Genomic DNA, 16015 nt, shown 5'->3' on the forward strand with positions numbered 1-16015 from the left:
GGTCGCCATGAGCGGGCCAGGAAAAGGCCGGAAATAAGGGATATGGGTTGATGCTGGACCGGATGGTCGACTGGCTGGCGCGGCGCACGGCGCTGGAGCTGGCGCTGATCCTCGCCGCCGTCGCCGAACTGCTGTTCCTCGCCCACCTCGGCGATCCCAACAAGATGGTGTTCGACGAGACTCATTATGTCCGCGCGGCGCGGATCATCTACGGGCTCGAATCCCCGGCGAACGAGGAGCATCCGATCCTCGCCAAATGGCTGATCGGCCTGTCGATGGACTGGTTCGGCGACACGCCCTGGGGCTGGCGTGTGCTGGGCACCGTCGCGGGCACTGCAACGGCGCTGTCGATCTTCTGGATCGCGATGCTGCTGTTCCAGGATCGACGCACGGCGATCACGGCGGGTGTCATCGCGCTGCTCGACCAGCTGCTGTTCATCCAGGCGCGCATCGCGATGCTCGACACCTATATGGCCGCCTTCCTGATGGCCGGGCTGGCGTTCGCGCTGTGGGCATGGCGCGGGCCGGGCGACGCGCGCTGGCGGCTGGCGGCGGGGGGGCTGTGCCTCGGCCTCGCCGTCGCGTGCAAATGGGCGGCCGCCCCCTATGTCGCATTGACCTGCATCGCCGCCGCGATCGCCCGGTGGCGCGACCCGGCGCGCTTTGCGGGCACGAGCCTGCCGACCCCGGCGCTGTGGATCGGCATCCCGGCGCTCGTCGCCTATTTCATCAGCTTCGCGCCGGCCTTCTATTATCAGCACGGGCCGCTCAGCCTCGCCCGGCTGCTGCCCTATCAGCTCGAAATGTACGTGCAGCAGACCAAGCCGCTGTCGCCGCACACCTATATGAGCGACTGGTGGCAATGGCCGCTGATCAGCCGCCCGATCTGGTATTTCTACGAACAGGTGGACGGCGTGCAGCGCGGAATCCTGCTCGTCGGCAATCCCGCGATCATGTGGGGCGGGCTGATCGCAGTCGCGGCCTGCCTGTGGTGGGGCGTGAAGGACCGGTCTCCCGCGTTGCTGTGGGCGGGTGGAATCTGGGTCTTCGCTTTCGCGCTGTGGGCGGTGATCCCGAAGAAGATCGGCTTCTATTATTATTATTATCTGCCCGCCCTGTTCCTCAGCCTCGCGCTTGCCGGAGCCTTCCAGAAAAGCCGGACGGGCAAGGAGCCGGCGATCTTCCTGACCGTCGCGCTCGCCGCCTTCCTCTATTTCTACCCGATCATCGCCGCATTGCCGCTGGTCAACGATCAGGCCTTCCTGACCTGGATGTGGTTCGACAGCTGGCGGTGACGGCGGTTCGGTCGCGCATCGTCATTGCGAGCGCAGCGAAGCAATCCAGTCGGGCGGCCGGCATCGCTGGATTGCTTCGCTGCGCTCGCAATGACGGACCGGGAGAAATCTAGCGGTAACGCCCCCAGGTGAAGCACGAAGACAGCGCGAAGTTCCACACCGCGCCGACCACGACCCCGGCGAGCGCCGACACCGTCCACAGCGCATGGCGCACCTCGAACAGGAAGGCCGCGACGCCGACATTGGCGAGCGCGCCCACCGCGCAGACGAGGCAGAAGCTGACCCAGCCCCAGAACAGCGCCTTGCTGCCGCGCAGCCGCCGGTCGCGGTAGGTGAGCATGTTGTTGAGGACGAAGTTGAAGGTCATCGCGCCCATCGTCGCCGTCGCCTGCGCGGGCACGAAGCCGAGGCCCATCGCTTCATAGGCCAGCGCCAGCAGGCTCATATGCACGACGATGCCGATCGCGCCGATCGCGCCGAACATCGCGAAGCGCACGGGCACGAAGCGCCCGAAGGCGCGATCGTAGAGCGCGATCAGAAATTCGAGCGCGACGACATGGTCGAGCTTGCTTTCGCCGACCTCGCGGCTGCGGAAGGTGAAAGGCACCTCGACGAAGCGCAGCGGCTGCCGCGCCGTGGTGAAGAGATCGAGCAATATCTTGAAGCCGATCCCCGACAGGCGCGGGGCCAGCTCGCGGAAGCGATCGCCGCGGATCAGGAAGAAGCCGCTCATCGGATCGTTGAGGTCGGCGCGCAGCACCTTACGCGCGATCCGCGTCGCCAGCTCCGACTTGGCGAGCCGGTCGCGATCCCAGTCCCCCGTGCCGCCACCCTCGACGAAGCGCGAGGCGATGGCGATATCGAGCGACGGATCGGCCTCCAGCCGCTCAACCATCGCGCGCAGCACATCGGGGTCATGCTGCAGATCGGCATCCATCACCGCGATCAGCGGCGCCGAGGTCGCCATCATCCCCTCGATACAGGCCGAGGAGAGGCCACGCCGCCCGATCCGCTCGATCACGCGCACGCGCCGATCGGTGCGGCCGATCTCGCGCACCAGCGCGGCGGTGCCGTCGGGGCTGGCATCGTCGACGAAGATGGCTTCCCAGCCCCGCCCGGCCAGCGCCTTGTCGAGCTGTTCGATCACCGCGCGGATATTGCCCGACTCGTTGAAGGTCGGCAGCACGATTGCGATGTCGAGCGGCAGCGTCATGCGAGCGCCGCGAGCACCCTGTCGCCCATCTCGCGCGTCGAAAGCGAGCCGCCCAGATCGGGCGAGCGCGCGCCGCCGGCCAGCGCGGCCGCCACCGCCGCCTCGATCCGATCGGCCTCGACCCCGCGACCCAGCGAATAGCGCAGCATCATCGCCGCCGAGAGGATGGTCGCCAGCGGATTGGCCTTGCCTTGCCCGGCGATATCGGGCGCGGAGCCGTGGATCGGCTCGTAAAGCCCCTTGCCGTCCTTGTTGAGCGTCGCCGAAGGCAGCATCCCGATCGATCCCGCGCACATCGACGCCTGGTCGGACAGGATGTCGCCGAAGAGATTGCCGGTGACGATCACGTCGAACTGGCCGGGGTTGCGCACCAGCTGCATCGCGGCATTGTCGACATACATGTGGCTGAGCGCGACATCGGGATAATCGGCGGCGGTCTCGATCACCACGTCGCGCCACAGCTGCGAGGTCTCCAGCACATTGGCCTTGTCGACCGAGCAGAGCCTGCCGCGCCTTGCGCGCGCCGTCTCGAATCCGACGCGGGCGATGCGCGAAACCTCATCCTCGTCATAGCTCATCAGGTCATACCCCTGACGGCGGCCCGTGGGCGTGGTGCGCATCCCCTTCTCGCCGAAATAGACGTCGCCATTGGTCTCGCGGACGATGACCAGATCGATCGCGCGCGCGACTTCGGGGCGCAGCGCCGATGCGTCGGCCAGCTCGGGAAACAGGCGCGCGGGGCGGAGATTGGCGAACAGCCCCAGTTCCTTGCGCAGCCCGAGGATCGCCTGTTCAGGGCGCAGATGGCGTTCGAGCGCGTCGCAATCGGGATCGCCGACCGCGCCGAACAGCACGGCATCGGCGCGCTTCGCCAGCGCCAGCGTCTCGGGTGGAAGCGGATGGCCAACGGCCTTGTATGCCGCGCCGCCGACGAGACCCGATTCGTAAGCCAGATCGGGCGCGACAGCCCCAAGCACGCGCACCGCCTCAGCCACGACTTCAGGCCCGATTCCGTCACCCGCCAACAATGCGATCAGCACAAACGCTCCCTTTCCTCACCCCGCCGCCCGCCGCAACCGGTCGAGCAGCCTCTCGCGCGCCGCCAGCACCTCCGCCTTGCGGTCGGTGAGCAGATCGCGCGCGAGGAAATGGCCGGTGATCGTCAGCGCGTCAAACAGTTCGTCCCAGCCGGCCGGGCCGCCATCCAAAAGAAAGGCCGGCAGGCGGAACAACCGGGTCGCGTGGGGATCGCCCGCCGCCCGGCTCACCGCGCCGCCGCTCTTCGGGCTGACATAGGCCAGATCCTCGTCCACCCCTGTCGCGACGCAGCGCTCGAGGTCGAGGCCGAAGCCCAGTTCGGCGAGCAGCAGCAGCTCGAACCGCGCCAGGCTCCCCGCCCAGCCGCGTGCCGCCGGCGCGGCCTCGATCGCGTCGAGAACGCCGCCCAGCGCGTCGAACAGGCGCGGCGCGGCCAGCCCTTCGGGCAAGGTCGCGGCGGCAAGCGCGGTCGCCCAGTCGATCCCCGCCGCAGCCAGCGGCTCGGCGAGCAAGGGCGCGCGGCTGTGGACCAGCTCCACCGTCAGCCCGGCAAGCTGATCCTCGGTCCGCGCGCGGAAATCGGCGGCGACGATATTGCCGGGGACGAGCACGGGACGAAGCTGTCGCGACCGCCCGCCGCGCACATAGCCCGCGAGCAGGCCGTGATCGCGGGTCAGCGCGCGCACGATCGCACCATGCTCGCCATGCACGCGCACGCCGCAGATGATCGCTTCGGCTTCGACCCTCATGCCATCCGGATAGGGCGCTTGCGCCTCCAACGCCAGTTCGGCGCTTGCCGCGGCGCAGCGGATCGGCCATCGCTCGGCCATGCCCCGCCTCATCAAAGCCGGATTCTGGGTCGCGCTCGCCGTGACGCTCTATTTCGCATGGGCGCCGCACCCGCCGACGCTGATCCACAACGACAAATCGCAGCACGAACTGGCCTTCGCGACGCTGGCGATCGGCTGGACGCTGGCCTGGCCGCGCGCGCGCTGGTGGCAGGTCGCGCTGGCGTTGGCCGCGCTCGGTGGCCTGATCGAGATCGTGCAGGGCCTGCCCTTCGTCCACCGCGACGAGGATATCAACGACTGGTATGCCGACGTCGCGGCGATCCTCCTCGGCCTCGCCGCCGCGCACGGGCTGCTCGCGATCCTTCCCAAAAGCTGGTTCAGCGCAGGATCGGTCGAAGAAGACGCCTGATCCCCGCGCGCTTCGCCAGCCGCGCCGCGCCCTCGAACCCGCCGAGCAGCACCGCAAGCACGCGATTGGCGATCGTCGGGCGGAGCAGCAGCAGATCGATGCAGTCGACCGATCCGGTCGCGAACTGGCGCTTGTGCTGCCCGTCGCCCTCGGTGAAGTCGAAGCGCGCGAACGCCCCTTCCTCGATCAGCGCGCCGATCGCTTCGTGGAGCAGCACGCTCCCCGGCGAGAGCGCCGCCAGATCGGGATCATGCCCGACCCAGCGATAGACGAGCGTCGCGCCCTCGGCCGGGCAGCACAGATAGGCGGCCGGCCGGTCGCCGACATGCAGCAGCCAGGCGCGCAGCCGCCCCGCTGCGGCCTCGCCCGTCAGCGAGGCGACGAAATCCCCGCCCTCGGGCAGCCCTGTGTCGAGCAGCCTTTCCTGATAGGTTCGCGCCGAAATCGCGCGCGCGGCCGCATGGAAGGCCGCAATCGCCTGCGGTTCATGATGCGCCGTCACGCGGAGTCCCTGTCCCTCGATCCGGCGCAGCTTGCGCCCGATCGCGGCACGCGCATTGGCCGACAGCCCGGCAAGCCACGCCTCGCGCCCGATCGTGAGGTCGACATAGCGCCGCGCATAGCGCTGGCGCTCGATCCGGATCGCGTTTGCCGCAACTGGCACCTGCCCTGCTGGCAAGGACCTTACGAGCCACCCTTCGGCATCCCCCAGCGGCGGCAGATCGGGCGCCGCCCCCGCCAGCGCGGCGTCGAGCCCATAGGCGACATGATGCAGGCGCCGCCGCACCGACAGGATCGTGCGAGCGCCCATGGTCAGCCTGATCAGCACCGGCCGCGCTTCGGTGACGGTCGGCGTCATGGCTTCAAATCGTAGAAGAGATTGGCCGCCGCCTGCGCCACCATCCGCGCCGCCGTCCGCCCCGCGCGCCAGCGCATCGGCTGCGCCGCCTGCCCCAACGGCGGATCGAGATCGGCGAAGAAGCGGGTCGGGTGCGCCGCCCGCCGCTCCGCCAGCAGCGCGCACAGCGCCTCGAAGCGCCGCACCAGCATCCCGTTGGGCCGCCGCCCGTCGCGCGTCGCCAGCTCGAAACTGTGGCCGACGAAGCAGGTCAGCGAATGGTTCTCGGCCTCGGCATGATCGAGCACCCCCGCCATCTCGGCCAGCGACATGGCGGTGATCTGGCAATGGCGCAGCCGGCCGGGCCATTCCTCGAACAGGCTCACCGGCACTTCGACGACGCCGCGATGCGCGGCCGGCGCGATCAGGTCGTGCGGCAGGCCGATCGCGCTGGGATCGGGTGCGTGCGCGCCGTCATGGCTGCTGTCGAAGCGGAAGCCGAGCGCGGCAAGCGCGTCGATCGTATCGTCATTGGCCGCGAAGCTCCCCGCGCGAAAGGCGACGGGCGGCGGCGCGCCCGCCTCGACCAGCAGGTCGCGCGCCTGCCCGATCAGCCGGCGTTGCTCCGCCGGCGGCAGCGCGCCCAGCTCGAACCCGCCGCTTGTCCTGCGATCGTCCGCCGATGCCCCCGCCCAATTGGGATGGAGGTGAAGCTGCACTTCCTGCCCCGCCGCCAATATCCGCCCGATCAGCGCGCGCACCGGCGCGATGCCATAGGCAAGCGCCGGCATCGGATCGACGAAGAAGCACGCCTTCAGCCCATGCGCCGCCAGCCGCTCGAGCTGATGGCCGATTCCCACCCCCGCCGGATCGATCGAGCGCCGCAGTACGGTATCGAGATCGAGCCCCGCGGCGTGGTGGCGCCAGGCGATCTCGGTATCGATCGTCAGCAGGACGGGGCTCGGCATGCCGACGACTTAACCCGCCGGGGCATAAGGAGGGGTAAACCACCCCGTCATTGCGAGGAAGCGAAGCTGACGAAGCAATCCAGCCTGAGGCCGGACATCGCACTGGATTGCTTCGCTGCGCTCGCAATGACGAGAATGCCGTTCGGGCTGCGCGCGCCCTCAGCGCATATGATAGAAATCGTAGATGCTCTGCGCCATCGCGGTCGAGACGCCGGGGGCCTTCTGCAGATCCTCGAGGCTCGCGTCGCGCACCGCCCGCGCCGTTCCGAAATGCATGAGCAGCGCCTTCTTGCGCGCGGGGCCGATGCCCGGCACCTCGTCGAGCGAACTGCCGCCGATCGCCTTCGCCCGCCTGGTGCGATGCGCGCCGATCGCGAAGCGATGCGCCTCGTCGCGCAGCCGCTGGACGTAGAAAAGCAGCGGCGCATTGGGCGGCAGCGTGATTTCGCGCCCGTCGGGCAGGTGGAAGATTTCGCGCCCCTCACGGCCATGATGCGGCCCCTTGGCGACGCCGACGAGGGGAACATCCTCGATCCCCATTTCCTCCAGCACGCCGCGCACGGCGTTCAGCTGCCCCCGGCCGCCGTCGATCAGCACCAGATCGGGCCATTCGCCGCCGTCGCGATCGGGATCCTCGTCGCGCGCGCGCGCGAAGCGGCGCTCCAGCACTTCGCGCATCATCGCGAAATCGTCGCCCGGCACGGTCTCCGCGCGCTTGATGTTGAACTTGCGATAGGCGTTCTTGCGGAACCCCTCCGGCCCCGCGACGATCATCGCGCCCAGCGCGTTGGTGCCCATGATGTGGCTGTTGTCATAAACTTCGATGCGGTCGGGCGGCCCGTCCAGCTCGAACAGATCGGCCAGCTCGCGCAGCAGCCTGCCCTGCGTCGTCGTCTCGGCGAGGTGACGGTCGAGCGCTTCCACGGCGTTGCGCTCGGCCTGGCGGATCAGGCGGACGCGGTCGCCGCGCTGCGGCCGCGCGATCGCGACCTTGAACCCCGCCTGCTCGCCCAGCGCCTCGGCCAGCAGATCGGCCTCGGGCAGGTCGCGATCGACCAGCACGGTGCGCGGCGGCGGCACGCTCTCGTAGAACTGGACGAGGAAGCTCGACAGAACCTCATCCTCGGGCACGTCGGCGACATGCGCGGGGAAGAAGGCGCGGTGCCCCCAATTCTGCCCGCCGCGGATGAAGAAGGCCTGGATGCACATCACGCCGGCCTTGGTCGCCAGCGCGAAGATATCGGCATCGCCAAGCCCCTCGGCGTTGATCGCCTGCCCGCCCTGGATGAAGGTCAGCGCCTTCAGCCGGTCGCGATAGACGGCGGCCAGCTCGAAATCGAGATCGCCCGCCGCGCGCTCCATCGCTTCGCCCAGCTTCTTCTGCACCTGCGTCGATTTGCCCGCGAGGAAGGCCTTGGCGTCGTCGACCAGCTCGCCATAGGCATCGGTATCGATACGCCCCACGCAGGGCGCCGAGCAGCGCTTGATCTGGAACAGCAGGCACGGCCGCGATCGGTTGGCGAAGAAGCTGTCGGTGCAGGAGCGGAGCAGGAACAGCTTCTGCAGCGCATTGAGCGTCCGCCCCACCGATCCGGCGCTGGCGAAGGGGCCGTAATAATTGCCCTTCGCCTTGCGCGCGCCGCGATGCTTCTGGATGCGCGGGAAATCGTGGTCGGCGCGCAGCAGGATGAAGGGGAAACTTTTGTCGTCGCGCAACAGGACATTGTAGGGCGGGCGATAGCGCTTGATCAGCTGCGCTTCGAGCAGCAGCGCCTCGGCCTCGTTGTTCGTCGTCACGATCGTCATCGACCGCGTCTGCGCGACCATGCGCTGCAGCCGCTTGGGCAGCCGCGCGACCTGCGTGTAGTTGGTCACGCGGTTCTTCAGCGCGCGCGCCTTGCCGACATAGAGCACGTCGCCGCGCGCATCGTGCATCCGATAGACGCCGGGGCGCGCGGGCAAGGTCTTCAGCACGTTACGGATCGCCGCCACGCCCGTATCGAGATCGGGCGTATCGCTGCCGCGCACCGTGTAGGCGGCCTTTTCCTCGTTGAAGCGGTCGGGAGACGCGGGGTCTGACATGGCAGTGATCTAGGGACGATCGGCGCGGATTGAAATCGTCATTGCGAGCGCAGCGAAGCAATCCAGTGCGATGCCTGACGCCCAGTCTGGATTGCTTCGCTGCGCTCGCAATGACGACCGGGTTCATGAACCCGAATTAAGGGCAATCGCCGCCCGGCCGATGCTATTCGCGACCTTATGGAAGGCGCTCCCGATCTGCCCGAGGGCAGCAACCGCAGGCTCAACCGCGCAATCGCGATCACCGTCGTGCTGCTCTCGGTCTCGATGGCGATGACCAAGATCAAGGACGACAATATCGTCCAGGCGATGCAGGCCGCTCAGGCGGCGAAGATCGACACGTGGAGCGAATATCAGGCGGCGCGGATCAAGCTGCATATCAGCCAGCAAAGCGCCAGCCCCGATCAGGCGGCCATCGCCAAATATCAGCATGAGGCCGTCGACCTGAAGGCGAAGGCGATCGCGGCGCAGGCCGACTACGACCGGCAGGGCTATCGCGACGACCAGTTCGACCTGTCCGACGGCTTCGCCTCGATCGCGCTTGCCGTGTCGGCGATCGCCGCTCTGGTCGAAAGCTGGGGTCTGCTCAGCGTCGGCTGGGTCGCGGGCGCGACCGGCCTGCTGTTCAGCATCGCCGGGTTCGCGGGGTTCGCGATTCACCCCGACGCGCTGGTGTCGTTTCTGAGTTGAAAAGGGCGGAGCGCCTGAGCGCTCCAGCCCGTCAGTTCAGGCGGGCGAGGCCCGAGATCGTGCCGTCGACCAGCGCCTTGTCGGCCTTGGCGTCGTGCGTCTCGGCGATCAGCGCGGCGGCGGCAGCAGCAGCAGCCCCGGCCGCCTTGGCGCGAACCTCGGCGATCGCTGCGCGCTCGGCGGCGGCGATCTTGTCCTCGGCCATGTGCGTGCGCCGGGCGATCAGATCGGCGGCGTCGGTCTTGGCCTTGGCGATCAGGTCGGTCGCTTCTTCCTCGGCCAGCGCGATGATGCCCTTGGCGTCGGTGACGCTTGCCGCCTGCCGCTTCCTGGCATCGGCCAGCAAAGCCTCGGCCTCGGCACGAAGCGCCTTCGCCTCGTCAAGCTCGCGCTTGGTCTCGGCGATGCGCGCGTCGAGCGCGGATGTGATCTTCTTCGGCGCCTTGGCGACGAAGATCGCGATGAGCAGGAAGATGGTCAGGCCGACATAGACCCAGCCTTCGGCGCCCAGCCCGAGCAGCGTGGGGCCTTCTTCCTCATGGTTGGCGTCGGCGCTGGTCAGCGCGACCGTATGAGCTGCGATCTCAGCCATCACTTCACCCTGCGATCGCGGCGCGCGCCGCCTTGGTCGCCACCGCGCCGTCGGGGCGCTTGCCCGTCAGACGCTCGACGATGTCCGCCGCCGCATCGGCCGCGATCGATTCAATGCTTGTCGACACCTCCGCGCTGGCGGCGTCGATGCGCTGGTGCGCCTCGGCCAGCTTGGCTTCCGCAGCGGCATCCGCCTTGGCGAGTTCCGCCTCGGTCGCCCGGGTGGCCTTGCTGCGGGCATCCGTCACCGTGGCGCGCGCCGAAGCCTGCGCCTCGGCGATCGCGGCATGATAGTCGGCCTCGATCCGGTCGGCATCGGCCTTGGCGGTTTCCGCCGCCGAAAGGTCGCCCGTCACCTTCGCCTCGCGCGCGTCGACGACATTGCCGATCTTCGGCAGCGTCAGTCGCACGATCCCGAAATAGAGGATCGCGAAGAACAGCGCGAGCCAAGCGATCTGCGGAACGAAGTTCGCAAGGTCAAATTGAGGCATCGGACGACCCCGGAATTACCTGATCTGCGCGATCAGGAGAAAGCGAGCGCGAGCGCGACGACGGCCGCGATCAGGCCGAGCGCTTCGGTCACCGCGAAGCCGAAGATCAGGCGGCCGCCCATCTTGGCGTCTGCTTCCGGATTGCGCAGCGCGCCGTTCAGATACTGGCCGAAGATGTTGCCCACGCCGATAGCGGCAAGGCCCGCACCGATAGCAGCCAGACCGGCGCCGATCACGCGATAAGCTTCTGCGTCCATTTCAATACCCTTCCTGAAATCAAAGATTTAACAAACTGAAACTCAATGAAGATTGACCGCGTCGTTCAGATAGATCGACGCGAGCAGCGCGAAGACATAGGCCTGCACGACCGCGATCAGCACTTCCAGCGCCGAGAGCGCGACGTTCACTGCCAGCGGCAGCACGCCGAACACGTAGGGCAGCGCGCCGAACGAGCCGAGCGTGACGACGAAGGTGCCGAACACCTTCAGCAGAACGTGGCCGGCGGTCATGTTCGCGAACAACCGGATCGCGAGCGTGAAGGGCCGCGAAAGGAAGCTGATGAACTCGATGACGCAGACGAAGGCGCCGAGGAAAATATTGGTGCCCTTCGGCCAGAACAGGCTGAAGAAGTGCAGGCCGTGCCGCGCGAGACCCACGAAGCAGACGATCACGAACACCAGCACCGCAAGGCCGAGCGTGACCGCGACATGGCTGGTCGGCGTGAACGCCCCCACCCACGGGATCAGGCCGAGCAGGTTGCAGGCCAGCACGAAAATGAACAGCGAGAAGATCAGCGGCGTGAAGCGCTTGCCTTCCGGCCCGACATTGTCGTCGAGTATCTTCCTCACGAAATCGTAGAGATATTCGACCGCCGCCTGCATCCGGTTGGGAACCAGCTGCGGCCGCGCGGTGCCGACGAACATGAAGATCGCGACGCCTGCGAGCGCGATCGCCATCCACAGCGACGAATTGGTGAAGGAAAGGTCGTATCCGCCCGCATTGATCGGGTGGATCACCTTGATGGCGAACTGCTCCATCGGGCTCGACACGATTATTCTCCCGAATCCGGATCGGCGTCGAACTGGCGCGAGGTCTTCATCGCGCGCCGCGTGCCGGCGGCGAAGCCCAGCACGAGCAGCACGATCATCGCCCAGGGCTTGGTGCCGAAGCCGGCATAATTGTCGATGCCCCAGCCTATCGCGCCCGACACGAGCACCGCGCCGACAAACTCGATGCCCACGGCCCAGCCGCGGCTTTCGGCACGCGCTTCGACGCTCGAAACGCTGTGCTTGTGCGACGCCTTCGCCTCGGCGATGCGCCGATCGAGAGCGTCCTTGTCGTCCTGGCGATCCTCAGCCAAAATTCGTTACCCTGATATAAAAATGCCGCCCGACACGAGGCCGCAGCGACTGTCGCGCAGCGTTCATACCGTCTGCGCGCCGCCCGTTTAGGAACCGAGTCGGGGCGAGTCAACCGCGCTGCGAAACGGGCAGGATTACCGCCACTCCCAGCCATGCTTCCCGCCCGCCGCCTTCCCTATTATGAACGCAATATGAGCGAGGAGGACAATGACGGGCCGACAGACGGCACCGGGCATCGCGCGCGGCTGCGCAGGCGGCTGATCGAAGGCGGCGGCGATGCGCTGCTCGATCATGAGCTGGTCGAATATCTGCTCGCCCTCGCCATCCCCCGCCGCGATACCAAGCCGCTCGCCAAGCGGCTGCTCAACGAATTTGGCGGGATCGGCGGGCTGCTCTCGGCCGATGCCGAGGCGATCGGGCGCGCGGGCGTCGGCGAAGGCGCGGTCGCGGCGCTCAAGATCGTGCAGGCGGCGGCGCTCAGGCTCGTCAGCGCGGAGATTCGCGCCCGCCCCGTCATCGCCAGCTGGCAGGCGCTGCTCGACTATCTGCGCGCCGATCTCGCCCATATCCCCGTCGAGCGGGTGCGCATCCTCTATATGAACGCGCGCAACATGCTGATCCGCGACGAACTGACCAGCGAGGGATCGGTCGATCAGGCCGCCATCCACGTGCGCGAGGTCATCCGCCGCGCGATCGATCTGGGCGCGACGGGGGTCATCATCGTCCACAATCATCCCGGGGGAAATCCCGCCCCCAGCGCACAGGACATCGCGATCACGCGCGACATCGTCGAGGCGGGCAAGCGGCTGGGCATCGCCGTCCACGACCATGTCATCATCGGGATCGAAGGCCATTCGAGCATGCGCGCGCTGGGGCTGATCTGATCCCTTCGCACCGTCATTGCGAGCGCAGCGAAGCAATCCAGCCTGTGCCGGACGCATCGTTCTGGATTGCTTCACTGCGCTCGCAATGACGATGACGGGGGCACGAAAACGGGCCTCCCTTTCACAAGGAAGGCCCGTCCCCGGTGACGACGGGGAAATCCCGAGGGGCTCAGCCCTTCAGGAAAGTGGTCAGTTCGTCGGGCGACACCGCCTTGCTGTGGTCGGTATCGGCCTGCGCGAAGGCCGTGGTCGCCCATTTAGTGAGCGTGGCGGGGTCGGCCTTGCCGCCTTCCGCCTGCGTCTTGAGCGCGATCACCCATTTGCTGAACTCTTCCTTGTTCAGGTCGCCGCTCTTGTCGGTGTCGTAAGTTGAGAATTCGGCCTGGACGACGGCGCCGACATCGGGCGTCGGCGCGGGTGCAGCCTCGGCGGGGGCCGGCGCAGGCGCCGCCTGCGTGTCGGCGGGCACGGCCTCCGTGGCCGGCGGCTCGGCCGGGGTCGAGGTCTGCTGCGCGAAGGCCGGCGCGGCGAGCGCCAGCGCGCTCACGATCATCAAGTTGCGAACCATGTTTTTCTCTCCGTATTTGATCCCGTTACCGGGCGAGGGGGAGCCCGGCGGCTTGTCTTGCCAATGAAATCAACCGGGCTGGCGCGAGGGGGTTGCAGGACGACGCGGTTTGCCCGGGCCATCGATCGCTGCTAGCGCACCGCTCATCGGCTTTTGCCCCGATTCAGCGACAATCTGTTCGATCTTTTCAGGAAGCGCCCCCGATGATCCCTCGTTATTCCCGCCCCGACATGGTCGCCATCTGGACGCCCGAGAGCCGCTTCCGCATCTGGTTCGAGATCGAGGCGCACGCGACCGAGGCACTGGGCGAACTGGGCGTGGTGCCGAAAAGCGCGGCCAGGGCGCTGTGGGACTGGTGGGCGACCAATCCGGCGATCGACGTGCCCGCGATCGACGCGATCGAAGCCGTGACCAAGCATGACGTGATCGCCTTCCTCACCTGGGTCGCCGAGCAGGTGGGCGACGAAGCGCGCTTCATGCATCAGGGCATGACCAGCTCGGACGTGCTCGACACCTGCCTCGCGGTCCAGCTCGCACGCGCTTCGGATATCCTCCTCGCCGATATCGACGCGCTGCTCGCTGTGCTGAAGCGCCGCGCGATCGAGCACAAGCTGACGCCGACGATCGGGCGCAGCCACGGCATCCACGCCGAACCCGTCACCTTCGGCCTGAAGCTCGCCGAGGCCTATGCCGAATTCAGCCGCTGCCGCGCGCGCCTCGTCGCCGCGCGCGCCGATATCGCGACCTGCGCGATCTCCGGCGCGGTCGGCACCTTCGCCAATATCGATCCGCAGGTCGAACAGCATGTCGCCGACAAGCTGGGCCTCACCGTCGAGCCCGTCTCGACTCAGGTCATCCCGCGCGATCGCCACGCGATGTTCTTCGCGACGCTGGGCGTGATCGCCTCGTCGATCGAGCGGCTCGCGATCGAGGTCCGCCACCTCCAGCGCACCGAAGTGCTCGAGGCCGAGGAATATTTCTCGCCGGGCCAGAAGGGCTCGTCGGCGATGCCGCACAAGCGCAACCCGGTGCTGACCGAAAATCTCACCGGCCTTGCGCGCATGGTGCGCGGCTATGTCACCCCGGCGCTGGAGAATGTCGCGCTGTGGCACGAACGCGACATCAGCCATTCGTCGGTCGAGCGCTATATCGGCCCCGACGCCACGATCACGCTCGATTTCGCGCTCGCCCGCCTGACCGGCGTGGTCGACAAGCTGCTCGTCTATCCCGATCGGATGCAGAAGAATCTCGATCGCATGGGCGGGCTCGTCCATTCGCAGCGCGTGCTGCTCGCGCTCACCCAGGCCGGCGTCAGCCGCGAGGACAGCTATCGCCTCGTCCAGCGCAACGCGATGAAGGTGTGGGAATCGGACGGCCAGCTCTCGCTGCTCGAGCTGCTCAAGTCCGATCCCGAGGTGACCGCGGCGCTGTCGCCAGCCGCGCTCGAGGACAAGTTCGACCTCGGCTATCACCTGAAGCATGTCGACACGATCTTCGCGCGGGTCTTCGCCGAAGACTGAACTTCGCCCACTCTCTTCCCCCCGGACCTGATCCGGGGTCCAGCTTGAACAGCGGCGAACGGCGAGCGGTATTTTGCGCCCGGAAGAAGCGGGACCCCGGGTCGAGCCGGGGTGACGGCTTTGGGTGAAACAGGCGATCGCAACGCCGGCCCGCGCCCCGCGCAACCAGCGGTTGCAAAAGCTGCAACCAAATTGTCATATTTTTAAATTGCGCCAATGCGAAATTATATTATCTCTAGCGCATCAAATGACAAAGCGGGCGGCGCGGCCGTACTGCTGGAGTTTCTATTATGCGCATCTTTGAAAATGTTTCGAGCCTCGTCGTGGCTTTCGCCACCCAGGCTCTGGTCGTCGGGGTCATTCTCTCCCTCTGAGCCCCGACTGGCAGCTCCGCCGGGTTACCCTCCCCCACCCCGACCCGGCGGAGCAAGTCCCCTTCTGAACCGGATATTCCGGGTCGCAGACCCTCCCCGTCTCAGCATCGGGGAGGGTCTTTTCATATCCGCGCAACCCGGCGGCGCGCCTCAATAGAAGGCGCCGTAGATCACGTCCTCGATCCGGCCGGTCGCCACCCAGACGAGCAGCAGATCGGGACCGTAGCGCACCCAGCGATAGCCCATCGGCGGACGCGGCAGGCCGTAACGGTTCCAGTCGTCGAAATAATAGCTCGACGACAGGAAGAGCCCCGGCAGCAGGAAGCCGATCGACCAGCGCCGGTAGCGATAGCCGGGCGGATATTGCCAGCCGGGCCGGTTGATCGGGCGGAAATTGGGCGGACGTCCGCCATTGCCCCATGACGGCGGCCGATGCCAGCCGCCACCCGGCGGCGGACGATGACCGTCGCCCGGACGCGGCGGTGGGCGATGCCCGTCGCCCGGACGGGGCGGGCGCGGCGGCCGGACGCCTTGCCCGGGATCGGGTCTCGGCGGCTGGATCGCGGGGCCACCGGGACCACCGGGACGGCCGGGATGCGGGGGCTGCACGCCCGGTCCACCGGGACCACCCGGACGGCCGGGACGCACCGGCTGAATCGAAGGACCGCCCGAACCCGGCGGACGCGAGCGGTTCGCCCCCGGTCCGGGATTGGGCCGTTCGACTTGCGGCGGCTTGACCGGGGCCGGCCGCACCGCCGGCCCCGGGCGCGTCGGCGCCGGGGGCTGGGCCATGGCGATGTCAGGCAGGACGAGCATGCTCGTCAGAAACAGGAGACGCAGTTTCATAACCTCTCCACCCTGTTGCAGGTGGCGCGAGGCTATGCCTCCCCAGGCATCGACGCAAG

General features: G+C 67.5%; 18 protein-coding genes. 5 read left to right on the forward strand and 13 right to left on the reverse strand.

Annotated features, from left to right (window positions below; all coding sequences use genetic code 11):
- Window positions 1–50 precede the first annotated feature (50 nt).
- The gene (locus tag AC3WT0_RS01745; protein ID WP_492750940.1) at window positions 51–1295 is read left to right on the forward strand and encodes a phospholipid carrier-dependent glycosyltransferase; all 1245 of its coding nucleotides are present in this window, start codon (window positions 51–53) and stop codon (window positions 1293–1295) included.
- Window positions 1296–1404: 109 nt separating this feature from the next.
- Here AC3WT0_RS01745 and AC3WT0_RS01750 read toward each other — a convergent pair whose 3' ends face one another.
- The 3 genes from AC3WT0_RS01750 to recO are packed head-to-tail and all read right to left on the reverse strand — an operon-like array spanning window position 1405 to window position 4295.
- Window positions 1405–2508 carry a glycosyltransferase gene (locus tag AC3WT0_RS01750; protein ID WP_492750941.1) on the reverse strand — a complete coding sequence of 368 codons (1104 nt, stop codon included), beginning with the start codon at window positions 2506–2508 and terminating at the stop codon, window positions 1405–1407.
- A complete protein-coding gene (leuB, locus tag AC3WT0_RS01755; RefSeq protein WP_492750943.1) occupies window positions 2505–3548 on the reverse strand; it encodes a 3-isopropylmalate dehydrogenase in 1044 nt (347 codons plus the stop codon). Before leuB ends, AC3WT0_RS01750 begins: the two co-directional genes overlap by 4 nt.
- A gap of 15 nt (window positions 3549–3563) precedes the next feature.
- Window positions 3564–4295 carry a DNA repair protein RecO gene (recO, locus tag AC3WT0_RS01760; RefSeq protein WP_492751185.1) on the reverse strand — a complete coding sequence of 244 codons (732 nt, stop codon included), beginning with the start codon at window positions 4293–4295 and terminating at the stop codon, window positions 3564–3566.
- 79 nt (window positions 4296–4374) lie between these two features.
- Between recO and AC3WT0_RS01765 the strand changes: the two genes are divergently transcribed.
- Window positions 4375–4746: a teicoplanin resistance protein VanZ gene (locus AC3WT0_RS01765; RefSeq protein WP_492750945.1), complete on the forward strand. Its 372-nt coding sequence runs from the start codon at window positions 4375–4377 to the stop codon at window positions 4744–4746.
- Here the strand turns inward: AC3WT0_RS01765 and AC3WT0_RS01770 are convergent.
- The 3 genes from AC3WT0_RS01770 to uvrC form a co-directional block, all read right to left on the reverse strand.
- Window positions 4715–5605 carry a GNAT family N-acetyltransferase gene (locus AC3WT0_RS01770; protein WP_492750947.1) on the reverse strand — a complete coding sequence of 297 codons (891 nt, stop codon included), beginning with the start codon at window positions 5603–5605 and terminating at the stop codon, window positions 4715–4717. The genes AC3WT0_RS01765 and AC3WT0_RS01770 overlap by 32 nt on opposite strands.
- Window positions 5602–6552: a polysaccharide deacetylase family protein gene (locus AC3WT0_RS01775; protein WP_492750949.1), complete on the reverse strand. Its 951-nt coding sequence runs from the start codon at window positions 6550–6552 to the stop codon at window positions 5602–5604. The genes AC3WT0_RS01770 and AC3WT0_RS01775 overlap by 4 nt, the downstream gene beginning before the upstream one ends.
- 159 nt (window positions 6553–6711) lie before the next feature.
- Window positions 6712–8634 carry an excinuclease ABC subunit UvrC gene (gene uvrC, locus AC3WT0_RS01780; RefSeq protein ID WP_492750951.1) on the reverse strand — a complete coding sequence of 641 codons (1923 nt, stop codon included), beginning with the start codon at window positions 8632–8634 and terminating at the stop codon, window positions 6712–6714.
- 177 nt (window positions 8635–8811) lie between these two features.
- Here uvrC and AC3WT0_RS01785 point away from each other — a divergent pair, with 177 nt between their 5' ends.
- Window positions 8812–9321 carry a DUF4337 family protein gene (locus AC3WT0_RS01785; RefSeq protein ID WP_492750953.1) on the forward strand — a complete coding sequence of 170 codons (510 nt, stop codon included), beginning with the start codon at window positions 8812–8814 and terminating at the stop codon, window positions 9319–9321.
- A 31-nt stretch (window positions 9322–9352) separates the two neighbouring features.
- Here the strand turns inward: AC3WT0_RS01785 and AC3WT0_RS01790 are convergent, their stop codons facing one another.
- From AC3WT0_RS01790 to AC3WT0_RS01810, 5 genes are read right to left on the reverse strand one after another with little or no spacing between them, the layout of a single operon-like run.
- A complete protein-coding gene (locus AC3WT0_RS01790; RefSeq protein ID WP_492750954.1) occupies window positions 9353–9913 on the reverse strand; it encodes a F0F1 ATP synthase subunit B family protein in 561 nt (186 codons plus the stop codon).
- Between the two features lie 4 nt (window positions 9914–9917).
- Window positions 9918–10403 (reverse strand): F0F1 ATP synthase subunit B, encoded by a 486-nt coding sequence (locus AC3WT0_RS01795; protein ID WP_492750955.1) that lies wholly within the window; start codon window positions 10401–10403, stop codon window positions 9918–9920.
- 32 nt (window positions 10404–10435) lie between these two features.
- Complete coding sequence (locus AC3WT0_RS01800) at window positions 10436–10660, reverse strand: F0F1 ATP synthase subunit C (RefSeq protein WP_492750956.1); 225 nt, start codon at window positions 10658–10660, stop codon at window positions 10436–10438.
- Window positions 10661–10702: 42 nt separating this feature from the next.
- A complete protein-coding gene (locus AC3WT0_RS01805) occupies window positions 10703–11440 on the reverse strand; it encodes a F0F1 ATP synthase subunit A (RefSeq protein ID WP_492751187.1) in 738 nt (245 codons plus the stop codon).
- A 14-nt stretch (window positions 11441–11454) separates the two neighbouring features.
- Window positions 11455–11763: an AtpZ/AtpI family protein gene (locus AC3WT0_RS01810; protein ID WP_492750958.1), complete on the reverse strand. Its 309-nt coding sequence runs from the start codon at window positions 11761–11763 to the stop codon at window positions 11455–11457.
- Window positions 11764–11955: 192 nt separating this feature from the next.
- On the opposite strand from AC3WT0_RS01810, the gene radC reads away from it, so the two are divergent.
- Entirely contained in the window at window positions 11956–12648 is a 693-nt protein-coding gene (gene radC / locus AC3WT0_RS01815) for a RadC family protein (RefSeq protein ID WP_492750959.1), read from the forward strand.
- Between the two features lie 169 nt (window positions 12649–12817).
- Here the strand turns inward: radC and AC3WT0_RS01820 are convergent, their stop codons facing one another.
- Window positions 12818–13216: an EF-hand domain-containing protein gene (locus AC3WT0_RS01820; RefSeq protein ID WP_492750960.1), complete on the reverse strand. Its 399-nt coding sequence runs from the start codon at window positions 13214–13216 to the stop codon at window positions 12818–12820.
- A gap of 203 nt (window positions 13217–13419) precedes the next feature.
- On the opposite strand from AC3WT0_RS01820, the gene purB reads away from it, so the two are divergent.
- Window positions 13420–14736, forward strand: a complete 1317-nt coding sequence (gene purB, locus AC3WT0_RS01825; protein ID WP_492750962.1) for an adenylosuccinate lyase — start codon at window positions 13420–13422, stop codon at window positions 14734–14736.
- A 524-nt stretch (window positions 14737–15260) separates the two neighbouring features.
- Here the strand turns inward: purB and AC3WT0_RS01830 are convergent.
- Window positions 15261–15956 (reverse strand): RcnB family protein, encoded by a 696-nt coding sequence (locus AC3WT0_RS01830; protein WP_492750964.1) that lies wholly within the window; start codon window positions 15954–15956, stop codon window positions 15261–15263.
- Window positions 15957–16015 lie beyond the last annotated feature (59 nt).

This window comes from Sphingomonas sp. EU05-FHT14C10 (genome assembly GCF_058790595.1).